This is a genomic window from Bacteroides zhangwenhongii, from assembly GCF_009193325.2.
Classification (GTDB): domain Bacteria; phylum Bacteroidota; class Bacteroidia; order Bacteroidales; family Bacteroidaceae; genus Bacteroides; species Bacteroides zhangwenhongii.
Map to the genome: position 1 here is coordinate 3,628,336 of NZ_CP059856.1, position 12,188 is coordinate 3,640,523.

Genomic DNA, 12,188 nt, shown 5'->3' on the forward strand with positions numbered 1-12,188 from the left:
GCTCTGGCAACAAAGATAGTAATTAAATTAATATAACAATACATTAATTGTTAAACGTGATAACTGTAAATGGCTACTAATGATGTATCATTCTCAAATGGTACGATTGTTGCAGATGATATTATGGAATCTAATGTAGGGTTCCTAAATGGTAAGCCAGTTATTATAGATAGTAAGGCATTCTATAAAGATGAACTTAATAAGGTAAGTAATAAAGAATTTAAACGATGAGTAGAATAGTAACACAAGACAAGTTAAACGAATTGACTGGAATGTCAGTTGATTTAGGAAGAGGGGGAGATTGTCCTAGTTATAAAGAGATGTCAATACATTACCAATACTACCTTTTACTACAAGATATATTTATATAATACCCCTATCTATGAAAGGTTGAATTCAAATTTAATGATATTAAATAACAGGAGAAGAACATAATACATAGAGCGGAGTTTTAAACATGGCAGGACAGGCACACATATAAATAAGATTCTGCACCTTGATGTAATAATAAACAGTGATTTAGTTCTTGATATGAGGACTTATTGTTAACTTTGCAGAGTAAGTTCAATGTTGACCTATTGTTGACCTCTGAACTTGCATAGAGATAATTAACGTGTTAACAATCAACCTAATATAAGGTTAGTATTAGAGCCTCATAATCTGGAGGTCCCTGGTTCAAGCCCAGGCTGGTCCACACCTAACAGTTATTTAAGTACAAAAAGCCGCTAAAATTGCAGTTTTAGCGGCTTTTTTACGTTCAACAATATAGGCGGGCGGGGGTAACCCGGTACCACCCGTTAACCTGCTAGCAATTTGAGTACCAGCTGCCGTTCCTAGAAAAACTATCTGCCAGCAGCCTACCGCAGTTTGAGCACGAGATCCCGAGAGATCTGATAGCAAACCTTTCCTCCAGTTTGTCATTTACATGAATATCATACCGTTATGGGCTCTTCCTTAATAATAGAAATCCCCAGCGCCATTTCTATTTTAGAAAGCGTTTCCAGCGATAAGTTCTCACGTCCTTTTAGTACCTTAGAGATATACTGCGGACTACAATTCATCTTTTCTGCAAGTTGCTTTCTGTTCATTCCGAGCATATCCATTTTATCCAGCATTAGTAATGCTATGTGTTGTGAATAGCGCAACCACGTTTTGTTAGCACGGCGGTATTCAGCTTCTTCACGCCATTTTGAAGGCGTTGTAGAAGCACGTTCCTTCAGCTTTTCAACAACTGTTTTCATCTTTTCTTCCATATCGTTTCTCCTTCCATTACCATTATTATATTAATCATTCAGATACTCCATAAATCCGATATCATCCGTAATGTTTTCTTCAAGTAAGTAGCGGCGTACCTTTTCCAATTTTGTCAGTTCGTTGCGGGTGTGCTCTCTTTCTTGCATAGTCGCTGTCAGCTTGATAGCTCCCCCCGTGATGATGTATACACCAGAAACTAATTTGATAGCATACAAGCGCAGCCATGACGAATGTCTCAATCTACGTTTCAGGCGAGCTTTTTCCTTCTGTAACATCACATCTGACGTCTCACTGTTACTCAACGGCCGAAAAAACATACTTAAATCAGCTTCCGGCGATAAATCCAAGAAAACACATTCCAGTTCATCACTATCCTCAATGGTGTCTTTCACGGCTTGTGTAATATCCATTATTTTGAAATAGCTGCTAAGGTCGTCTATATTTTTTCTGAAAAAAGAACGTAACCAATCCGTATCATTCCATTTCGCAAATAATTTAGAAAGCTCATTTTCCGGTTCTCCATTGAAGCGTACCGCCCACAACTTTCCATTTTCAGTAATATCGTCAAATGTCATATCTTCTTTGATTTACTGTAGAACAAAGATACGAATATTAAACGAAAAATGAAACTTATAGGTTTAGTTTTAATAGAAAAAATGTTTTATTCAGTTAGGTTGTGCTGCTGTATGGCAAATGGTAGTGTCTTTGTCCCAATTTCCTATATCTTGTCCCGGCAATATTTCTTCATTTTCCTGCACGCTATCCACTTCGTTGGATAGCTCCTAACATCAAATATCTACCCAATGTCCCCGCATTGTTGTTCTTTAATTGTTCCCAAACAGGTAAAAACAACAGCAACGGACAAAGCAGGAATAGCGAAGAATAAGGAATAGGGAAACAAGCCTATAATATTAAGCTTCAGAGCACCTAATATTAAATAATTCCCAAATGTTTCAGCGCCTTACAAAGCCCGTCATTCTCCACCGTATCAGTAACAAAATTGGCTGAAGCCTTGACTATCTCCGATGCATTTCTCATCGCCACTCCGATTCCGGCAGCTTTCAACATAGGAATATCATTACCACCATCGCCGCAAGCCATTATTTCCGTCATTCCGATCCCATAATAATCGGCAAATACCGAAAGCCCGGTTGCCTTACTTATCCCTGCCACATTCACGTCAGCAAATAAAGGATGCCAGCGCGACAAAGAAAGATTAGGCAGAAACGGCATCACCTTTTGTTCCATCTCATCATCGATATAAAAACAAAGCTGACAGCACTCTTTCTTTTCAAACAGGTCTTCAATGTCTACAACGGCCGGGATAGGGTGTTCCACGATTTTTGCAATCTGTTCAACAGTCGGAGTCAGACGATTGACAAACACACCTTCATCCAATTCAATAGCAACTGCAAAATCAAAGGCTTTTGCTATTTCCATGACTTTCTTAAAATCATTTTTGGGAATAGGGTACTTTCTTATTACAGTGCCATCCCGCAAAACACAGTCGGCACCATTCAATGCTATAATTCCGTCATACGGAACATCGGCTATTTCATGAAGGTCGCCTGCCGCTCTACCGGTAGCAATGACTATTCGAATTCCATCGTCATGAATCTTCCTAAGGGCATCAACAGAGGATGGCAAAACTTTATGAGTTTCAAAACTTACCAATGTTCCATCCACATCGAGCATGATCGCTTTTATCATAACATTTATATCTTTATTTATTCTTCGATAATTTAGAGAAGCAAATCGACTATCCTCGACTGATAAGTCAGAGCAGTCAATTAAACAGTGACAAAGTTACTGAAAAAATTCCCATAACAGATACAGGCCTCCGACACATAAAATAAAAAAGGCAAAAGGAAACGAGATCCTTTTGCCCTATACCTATTGATACCAACTGAAAATTAATAGTGAACGCTTAGCGGAAGTCCTTCAATTCTTCCTGTAATCTCTGACGGGTAAAGAAGATACGGCTTTTTACTGTTCCTAAAGGAAGATTCAATTTTTCAGCAATCTCACGATACTTAAACCCGGATACGTGCATAGCAAACGGAACTCTATATTCTTTTGGAAGAGCATTAACCACACGGCGCATCTCTTTTAAATCATAAGCGCTCTCCGTGCTTTCAAATCCTGAATCTTGTGGCAGGTTTATATGGTAGAGGTTATCGGTCTGATCGACGAACGTTTGGTCGCGTACCACTTTACGATAGTTATTAATAAAGATGTTGCGCATTATAGTGTACATCCATCCTTTGAAGTTTGTATCGGGGGTATATTTATCTTCGTTATCCAAGGCTTTTAATGAAGTTTCCTGTAACAAATCGTTTGCTTCTTCGCGATCGGTTGTTAATTTATAAGCGAAACGGAGCAATTCTTCCTGTACTCCTACCAGGTCTTTCTTGAAGCTTAAACTTTTCATATGCGTTACTTTTAATTTGTGAATACTTGTTTCAATTCGATGGTGCAAGTTTACGAGAATTCGATGGAAGCAATGGACCGAGAATAAACATTTTTTAGGGGAAAATCTATCCACCGACTATTTTTAGGTCATTTTTGATAGTTTTTGGGTGGTGTCCCGGTATGTCACACAACAAAAAATCCCATTTTGAAGTCACACTTGACTCAAAATGGGATAACACAAACAAACAATATTAGCGATTTTCACAAACAGCTGTCTTTTTTATATTCTAAAATTCATAAGACTGATTTAGATCATGTTACTAGAACATTTTTATTATGGATACAAATGTATTACTTTATCGGCACATTACAGGTAGGAAGTAGAAATAGTTATAAAAAAAAATCTATCCACATATAAAGAATAATGCATATATACAAATAATTATATACAATATACAACTATCACCAGAGAATGAATATTAAAAAATTGCCCATTTCATCGGAAGAAAACGGGAATAAATTATATTTTAGATATAGCCTCATTTGCAAGCTAAAAGCAAAAAGAGTATCTTTGGCATACAAAATAAAAAGTATAATGATGATGATGAAATGCTGTTTGCCTATTCTCTACCTACTACTAACATGGTGCCCGTACATTTCCGGAGTACCCCCAAGAACCCCTCAACCTAAAAAAAGTCCGATGACTCTATACATGGATTCTTTAGGATTGATAAACGTTACTGAGCTAGACAATAGTCTTGCTGTACAGCTAATGTACACACAGGATGATAACTTCACCGGGAAAGTCCTTTACGATAATCTGACAGAAGCTTATTTGCACCCGGACGCCGCATATGCTCTCGTGAAGGCGCAAAGAGCTTTAAAGGAATTACACCCGTCTTATAGCCTCATCATTTACGATGCTGCCCGTCCAATGTCTGTACAGAAGAAAATGTGGAATGTAGTGAAAGGAACCTCCAAATACAAATACGTCTCCAATCCGAATCGGGGTGGTGGACTACATAATTATGGCTTAGCCGTGGATCTCAGTATTCTGGATTCATTTGGACAACCATTGCCTATGGGAACGAAAGTAGACCATCTGGGTGTAGAAGCCCATATCACACAAGAAAACGAGCTGGTACACAATGGAAAAATAAGCGAGACGGAACATCAGAATCGGTTACTGCTACGGACAGTAATGAAAAAAGCCGGATTTCGTGCACTCCCCAGTGAATGGTGGCATTTCAATTATTGCAGCCGGGATGTAGCTAAACAGAAATATAAATTAATTCCATGACCGGCACCCCATCATTAATCACATTATCGTACCATATAACCATATCTTTATGTATATCTCCTCTGAAACCCGACTTTTTATCCGCGAACATTCAACAGACGATGTACGTACTCTTGCTTTACAAAGCAAAAAATATCCGGATGTAGATATGCCGGTCGCTATCACTCAGATTGCAGGACGGCAAATTGCCGCAGAAAAGATTCCGTCGTGGAAAAAGATAGAAGATATAAGATATCCCAAGCACCTGTCCTTAGAACAATGTTCTTCGGAGATCACCGCCTATTACAAAGCCAGTCTCCTACAAGGAGATTCCTTAACTGATCTGACTGGAGGATTCGGGGTAGATTGTTCATTCCTTGCCGAAAGATTCAAATCCGTCACTTATGTAGAACGACAAGAAGAATTGTGCGGAATAGCCGCACACAATTTCCCCATATTGGGTCTAAACCACATTAATGTAAAGAACGAAGACGGAATAGCTCACTTGAAAGCAATGTCTCCGGTAGACTGTATTTTTCTCGATCCCGCCCGCCGCAATGAGCACGGAGGTAAAGCTGTCGCTATCTCCGACTGCGAGCCCGACGTAGCCGAACTCGAAGGACTCTTACTAAACAAGGCCAAGCAGGTAATGGTAAAGCTCTCCCCTATGCTCGACCTTTCATTGGCACTACGAGAACTGCAACAGACACAGGAAGTCCATATTATATCCGTCAATAACGAATGTAAGGAGTTGCTGCTGATTCTCGGTCAGACAGTACCGCAAGAAATCATAATCCATTGTGTCAACCTCTCCACCAAAGGAGAGCAAGAAGGACAACACTTTACATTCACCCGTGAACAGGAGCAATGCAGCCAATGTAACTACACAGATTCTTTAGATGAATATCTGTATGAGCCTAATGCCTCCCTTCTGAAAGCCGGAGCTTTCAAAAGCCTGTCATCCGCTTTTCCTATAAGGAAATTACACCCCAACAGTCATCTTTACACCTCCGACACCTTGATTGATAACTTTCCCGGAAGAATATTCCGGATTGTCAATCAATGCAGCTTCAATAAAAAAGAAAGCAAAGAATGTCTGGCCGACCTCAAGAAAGCAAACATCACCATCCGCAACTTCCCGGCTACGGTAGCCGAACTCCGTAAACGGTTCAAGCTATCGGAAGGAGGAGATACTTATCTATTTGCCAGCACATTAAATAACGAACAGAAAGTCCTGATCCGCTGCGAGAAAATCAAGTAGACATCTCAAATGCCGTAATATAAACGTAACATATTTGTTATGCGTTCTTCAACCAACTGTAAAAAGCAAGAAACGTCACCCCTCTACTTTTGCAGCAAATAATTAACGCACGCTAACATTTATGAAACGATTTATCAGATTAGTCTCATTAGTTCTTTTAATTATGAGTACAAGCGGTAACACTTTTGCAGAAGAAAAAGTGAACGTAGTCAAACAAGGTACTATCCGCGGACGTATTGTGGATACTTCCAAACAAATTCTTCCGGGAGCCTCCATCTATATTGAGAAATTACACACCGGAGTAACAAGTGATATCAACGGTTACTACACATTTGCCAATCTTACTCCCGGCACATACACCGTAAAAGTAAGTTATGTAGGTTACTCTCCTGTCGAAATGAAGATAACCATTCCTGCCGGAAAGACACTCGAAAAAGATGTAGTGCTCAACGAAGGATTGGAACTGCAGGAAATAGTGGTAGGCGGTGCTTTCCAGGGACAACGCCGTGCTATCAATGCACAGAAAAACAATTTGGGAATCACTAATGTCGTTTCAGCCGACCAAGTCGGTAAATTCCCCGACTCTAATATCGGAGATGCGTTGAAACGTATCAATGGTATCAACGTACAATATGACCAGGGAGAAGCCCGCTTCGGACAAGTACGCGGAACTTCCGCCGACCTTAGTTCCGTAACCATCAACGGCAACCGCCTTCCTTCCGCTGAAGGTGATACGCGAAACGTTCAGCTCGATCTGATTCCCGCCGATATGATACAGACCATTGAAGTGAATAAAGTAGTTACTTCCGATATGGACGGAGACGCTATCGGAGGCTCCATCAATCTCGTCACGAAAAGCACTCCGTACAAACGTACTTTCAGTGCTACTGCCGGAACCGGATACAACTGGGTCAGTGAAAAAGCCCAATTGAATCTGGGGCTTACCTACGGCGATCGATTCTTCAATAATAAATTAGGAGTAATGGCTGCTATCTCCTACCAAAACGCTCCGGTAGGATCGGATGATGTGGAGTTCGAATATGATGTCAACAAGAAAGGGGAAGTAGTCATGGTAGAAGCACAAAAACGCCAATACTACGTAACCCGTGAACGCCAAAGCTACTCATTGGCCTTCGACTACGATATAAACCCGAACCACAGACTGATATTGCAGGGTATCTATAACCGCCGCCATGACTGGGAAAACCGTTACCGCGTCACTTATAAGGACCTGGACAAGACAGGACTGGATGACGAAGGTGAAATGCAACAATCCGCACAGATAGAAACTAAAGGAGGCACACCCAACAATAAAAATGCCCGTTTGGAATTACAGCAGACTATGGATTTCAGTCTGAGTGGAGAGCACCAATTCGGCAAACTATCTATGGATTGGGGAGCTTCTTACGCACGTGCCACCGAAGATCGTCCGAACGAAAGATATTTTAACCTGAAACAGGACTTTCTCGGATTCGACGTCGTAGATGCAGGCGACCGTTTTCCATACGTGACAACAGATGTAAGCCTCCACAATGGAAAAGTAGACGGTGAAAGAGGAAAATGGAAAGTAAAGGAACTGACCGAAAGCAATCAGGAAATCTATGAAAATGACCTGAAATTCAAAGTCAATTTCGAACTGCCTTTAACCAACGGTATCTACGGCAACAGTCTGAAGTTCGGAGCCAAATATGTTTCCAAGACAAAAGACCGTGACGTAATCTGCTACGACTACGCAGATGCATATAAAGACACCTACGATACAGAATACATGAACAATCTTACCAGTCAGATCCGAGGCGGCTTCATGCCCGGCAGCCAATACAAAGCTACGGATTTCGTCTCCAAAGAATACTTAGGATCACTCAATCTGGCCAATATGGAAGGCGAGCAGGTTCTTGAAGAGTCTTCCGGCAATTACCACGCCAAAGAGAACGTCACTTCCGCTTTCTTCCGTTTCGACCAGAATCTCGGAAAGAAAATAAAGATGATGTTAGGACTCCGTATGGAAGCCACTCATATTAAATACAACGGCTGGAATTGGAACGTAGATGAAAACGAAGATGAAAGCCTCGAACCGACCGGTGATCATAAAAATGACTATGTCAACTGGCTTCCCAGCGTCTTATTCAAATACGATGTAAACGACAATTTCAAAGTACGCGCATCTTTTACAGAAACATTAAGCCGTCCCAAATATTCGGCATTGATCCCGTGCGTGAATATCAACCGTAGCGACAACGAGCTGGTGATGGGTAATCCTGATTTAACTCCGACTATATCCTACAACTTCGATTTAAGTGCAGATTATTACTTCAAAAGTGTAGGTTTGGTCAGTGCAGGCATTTTCTACAAGAAAATCAACGATTTCATTGTAGACCAGGTAATAGGAGATTATACCTACCAGAATAACGAATACAAAAAATTCACTCAGCCCCAAAATGCAGGTGATGCAGATCTATTAGGCGTAGAACTTGCTTACCAACGTGATTTCAGTTTCATTGCTCCCGCACTGAAATGTATCGGATTCTACGGCACATACACCTATACCCACACTAAAGTGAACAACTTTAACTTCGAAGGACGTGAAAATGAAAAAGACTTGTCTCTACCCGGTTCTCCGGAACACACTGCCAACGCCTCTCTCTATTTTGAGAAGAAAGGATTCAACGTACGTCTCTCTTATAACTACGCCTCCAGTTTTATCGATGAAATGGGAGAAGTTGCCGCACTAGACCGCTATTACGATGCAGTCAATTACATGGACTTGAACGCCAGCTATACGTTTGGGAAGAAAATAAAGACTACGTTCTATGCGGATGCCACCAATTTGCTGAACCAGCCGTTGCGTTATTATCAAGGCGTCAAAGACCGTACAATGCAGTCGGAACACTATGGAGTGAAGATTAACGCCGGAGTAAAAGTCAACTTCTGATACAGGCTGATTTGTTCCTTTTAAACCAACAGTCCCTCAAAAATAAAATAATTGCATATATTTACAAACATCTAATATACAACAGAATATGAATATAAAGATTAAAGGTTTATTGATTCTAGCACTGATTTCCGTCTGTACATTCGCTCAGGCACAATTGACGGATTATTCTATATTTGATCAGAAGTTCAACTTCTACATAGCGAACGACTTGGGACGTAACGGATATTATGACCAAAAACCGATTGCCGAACTGATGGGTACGATGGGAGAAGAGGTCGGTCCCGAATTCGTCCTAGCTACCGGGGATATCCATCATTTCGAAGGAGTGCGCAGCGTGAACGACCCCTTATGGATGACCAACTACGAACTTATCTATTCTCATCCGGAATTGATGATTGATTGGTTTCCGATTTTGGGAAATCACGAATATCGCGGTAACACACAAGCTGTATTGGACTACACCAATATTAGCCGCCGTTGGACAATGCCCGACCGTTACTATACAAAGAGATTCGAAGAAGAAGGTGCAACCATCCGTATCATTTGGATTGACACGACTCCTCTGATCGACAAATACCGCAAAGAGAATGATAAATACCCCGATGCCTGCCAACAGGATATCAACAAACAACTGGCATGGTTGGATTCTGTGCTGGCTAATGCCAAAGAAGACTGGATTATCGTAGCCGGACACCATCCTATCTATGCATACACCCCGAAAGAAGAAAGCGAACGGATGGACATGCAGAAACGTATAGACCCTCTCTTGCGCAAATATAAAGTAGATATGTATATCTGCGGACATATCCACAACTTCCAGCATATCCGCGTTCCGGAAAGTGACATCGACTATATTGTCAATTCCTCTGCATCACTGGCACGCAAAGTAAAGCCCATCGAAGGAACAAAATTCTGTAGTCCTGAACCGGGTTTCTCCATCTGCTCTATCAACAAGAAAGAACTTAATCTACGCATGATAGACAAGAAAGGAAATGTGCTTTATACAATCACCCGAAAGAAATAAGTTCTCTTAAAAAGATAAATTCTACTCTCAGAAAAAACACACGACATAGGGTGTCTCTTTCGTGATGAAAGGGACACTCTAACTATATATCTATCGGTCACAGTCATTTCGGCTTACTTTCTTGAGCAGCCTTATCTGTAGGACTTGTATTTCTCAAATCATCTTTCGGAATCGTCGTTTCATTACCATCTCGCATAGCCATATAATGCGGTGACATGATCTCAATACCCGCCTCATTAAATTTATCCTGAATATTCTGATGCAGGTTTGAATAAATCTGAGGCATTTTATCAGCTTCCTTGATATAAGCATTCACCTGATATACCGGATACCAGTCACTTAAAGAAGTTTCCAGAACAAACGGACGCGGGTCGTCCACTACACCGGGAGTATTCAATGCCGCATCAATCAACAATTCATTTACTTTCCGCCAAGGGATATCATAACCAATGGACACCTCAGAATGAATAATCAGCCCGTATTCACGTGCTGACGTGCTATAGTTCACGGTATGAGACGACATGACGAAAGAGTTGGGTACAGTGACCACCTCATTCTTAGGCGTACGGATACGGGTGACAAGCGGAGTTTTCTCAATAATGTTCCCTGTAGTATCATTCAACTGAATCCGATCTCCTATCTTGAACGGACGCATATAAGTAATCACCAATCCGGCAATGATGTTGCCGATAACCGTACTCGAACCGAGTGAGACAATCAAGCCGACAAACACCGATATTCCCTGAAATACTCCGGAGTTGGAACCCGGCAAGTAGGGATAAATCATCGCAATCATAAAGGCATAGAGCAGAAAACGGATAATATGGAACGTCGGCATTGCCCAATCCGGATAAAAGCCGTTGATCTTAAGACGCCCTCCCTCTACTTCACGTGCCAGATACAACACGAAACGCACCAGATATTTCACTGCATACCAGATCACAATAATGGTAAACAGTTTAGGAATGTAGTCAATGATACCGACAAAGATTCCACGAATCGGATTCCAGATATAACCGAGCAGACGATAAGCCAACCCTTCCGTCTGTGGGAAAATAATAAAAATCAGCGGTACGGTAAACAGTAATTGCAATCCCATAAGGATATACCGCCCTACACTGGCTAGAAAGACTAACAGATTCGCCTGCTTCTGTGCATCCAACAATTCATATCCTTGAATCGACACCGGTTTTATCTTCGTATCTTTCAAGCGCAGAATGCGTACTTTCAACTTACGGAACAACCAATTGGTAAGACGGAATAAAAAATACTGGCCTACAATCACCAATACAAAATAGAGAATACGTTTTGCCATTCGCCAAATCCCGTGTTCCGCTTTCATCTCGTGCAGTTTGTCAACAACGTTCTGCCGTCTCTCATTCGCCAGAGAATCACGGGAAACGCCCTCCCATAAAGCGTCCTGATCCGTAAGGGATAGCAACACCTTATTGCCATACATCAAATCGGAAACAATATCCGAATGGTCTACAGAAACCGAATCGGGACGGAGATTGAAGCGCCTTCCCAATTCTTCAATGGCGCTACCGGTCATTTGCGCCCGTTGTTGAGGAGTATACCCACCCCGTTTTGTATAAAGATAAAATAAAGTATCGCCATCCGCCACTACAGGGATGCCTTTGGTAAACTGACGCAAAGAATCGATGCGTTGTCGTTGCTGGGCATACTTCACCGAATCGGCTGCGGCCATCTGAAGCTTCATCTGTTCCATCTCCATCCGCATATTCGCCTCATTAAGCCGGGCAGTCTCCAATGTCTTTTGCAAATTTGCCACATAGGCAGAGTCCGATTCCTGTTTCATAGAAGCATGTACACCGGTTATACTATCCCCTGCAAATATCTTTTTGACAGCCTGCTCCAACTGCGCTTGTACCCCAATTGTTGCAAAAGACATCAACAATATCAGCACCAACCGCTTTATTTTATTTATTTCCATATTCTACTATTCAAATGATTACAAATTAAGGTCAATCCACTTCTTTACTAAAACAGAGCAAACATACGG

General features: G+C 41.4%; 10 protein-coding genes. 5 read left to right on the forward strand and 5 right to left on the reverse strand.

From position 1 onward, the window contains the following. Positions 1 to 69 precede the first annotated feature (69 nt). Positions 70 to 231: a hypothetical protein gene (locus tag GD630_RS14565; RefSeq protein WP_153260244.1), complete on the forward strand. Its 162-nt coding sequence runs from the start codon at positions 70 to 72 to the stop codon at positions 229 to 231. Positions 232 to 932: 701 nt separating this feature from the next. Here GD630_RS14565 and GD630_RS14570 read toward each other — a convergent pair. The 4 genes from GD630_RS14570 to GD630_RS14585 all read right to left on the reverse strand — a co-directional run bounded on the left by GD630_RS14570 (position 933) and on the right by GD630_RS14585 (position 3,685). Continuing rightward, a complete protein-coding gene (locus tag GD630_RS14570) occupies positions 933 to 1,253 on the reverse strand; it encodes a helix-turn-helix domain-containing protein (protein WP_143868872.1) in 321 nt (106 codons plus the stop codon). 30 nt (positions 1,254 to 1,283) lie between these two features. Continuing rightward, complete coding sequence (locus tag GD630_RS14575) at positions 1,284 to 1,829, reverse strand: hypothetical protein (protein ID WP_143868870.1); 546 nt, start codon at positions 1,827 to 1,829, stop codon at positions 1,284 to 1,286. Positions 1,830 to 2,187: 358 nt separating this feature from the next. After that, positions 2,188 to 2,964 (reverse strand): Cof-type HAD-IIB family hydrolase, encoded by a 777-nt coding sequence (locus GD630_RS14580; RefSeq protein ID WP_143868868.1) that lies wholly within the window; start codon positions 2,962 to 2,964, stop codon positions 2,188 to 2,190. Positions 2,965 to 3,181: 217 nt separating this feature from the next. Next, complete coding sequence (locus GD630_RS14585) at positions 3,182 to 3,685, reverse strand: RNA polymerase sigma factor (RefSeq protein ID WP_143868866.1); 504 nt, start codon at positions 3,683 to 3,685, stop codon at positions 3,182 to 3,184. A gap of 585 nt (positions 3,686 to 4,270) precedes the next feature. Here GD630_RS14585 and GD630_RS14590 point away from each other — a divergent pair. The 4 genes from GD630_RS14590 (at position 4,271) to GD630_RS14605 (ending at position 10,165) form a co-directional block, all read left to right on the forward strand. After that, positions 4,271 to 4,966 carry a M15 family metallopeptidase gene (locus GD630_RS14590; RefSeq protein WP_394368261.1) on the forward strand — a complete coding sequence of 232 codons (696 nt, stop codon included), beginning with the start codon at positions 4,271 to 4,273 and terminating at the stop codon, positions 4,964 to 4,966. Between the two features lie 49 nt (positions 4,967 to 5,015). Continuing rightward, positions 5,016 to 6,206, forward strand: a complete 1,191-nt coding sequence (locus GD630_RS14595; RefSeq protein ID WP_143868862.1) for a THUMP-like domain-containing protein — start codon at positions 5,016 to 5,018, stop codon at positions 6,204 to 6,206. 121 nt (positions 6,207 to 6,327) lie between these two features. Next, complete coding sequence (locus tag GD630_RS14600) at positions 6,328 to 9,138, forward strand: TonB-dependent receptor (protein ID WP_143868860.1); 2,811 nt, start codon at positions 6,328 to 6,330, stop codon at positions 9,136 to 9,138. A 94-nt stretch (positions 9,139 to 9,232) separates the two neighbouring features. Then, positions 9,233 to 10,165 carry a metallophosphoesterase gene (locus GD630_RS14605; RefSeq protein ID WP_143868895.1) on the forward strand — a complete coding sequence of 311 codons (933 nt, stop codon included), beginning with the start codon at positions 9,233 to 9,235 and terminating at the stop codon, positions 10,163 to 10,165. 103 nt (positions 10,166 to 10,268) lie between these two features. Here GD630_RS14605 and GD630_RS14610 read toward each other — a convergent pair whose 3' ends face one another. Further along, a complete protein-coding gene (locus GD630_RS14610; RefSeq protein WP_143868858.1) occupies positions 10,269 to 12,119 on the reverse strand; it encodes a mechanosensitive ion channel family protein in 1,851 nt (616 codons plus the stop codon). Positions 12,120 to 12,188: the final 69 nt, after the last annotated feature.

Coding starts and splice junctions, on each gene's coding strand:
- GD630_RS14600 (WP_143868860.1), top strand. CDS start 6,328: ATGAAACGATTTATCAGATTAGTCTCATTAGTTCTTTTAATTATGAGT.
- GD630_RS14570 (WP_143868872.1), bottom strand. CDS start 1,253: ATGGAAGAAAAGATGAAAACAGTTGTTGAAAAGCTGAAGGAACGTGCT.
- GD630_RS14575 (WP_143868870.1), bottom strand. CDS start 1,829: ATGACATTTGACGATATTACTGAAAATGGAAAGTTGTGGGCGGTACGC.
- GD630_RS14610 (WP_143868858.1), bottom strand. CDS start 12,119: ATGGAAATAAATAAAATAAAGCGGTTGGTGCTGATATTGTTGATGTCT.
- GD630_RS14595 (WP_143868862.1), top strand. CDS start 5,016: ATGTATATCTCCTCTGAAACCCGACTTTTTATCCGCGAACATTCAACA.
- GD630_RS14590 (WP_394368261.1), top strand. CDS start 4,271: ATGAAATGCTGTTTGCCTATTCTCTACCTACTACTAACATGGTGCCCG.
- GD630_RS14580 (WP_143868868.1), bottom strand. CDS start 2,964: ATGATAAAAGCGATCATGCTCGATGTGGATGGAACATTGGTAAGTTTT.
- GD630_RS14565 (WP_153260244.1), top strand. CDS start 70: ATGGCTACTAATGATGTATCATTCTCAAATGGTACGATTGTTGCAGAT.
- GD630_RS14585 (WP_143868866.1), bottom strand. CDS start 3,685: ATGAAAAGTTTAAGCTTCAAGAAAGACCTGGTAGGAGTACAGGAAGAA.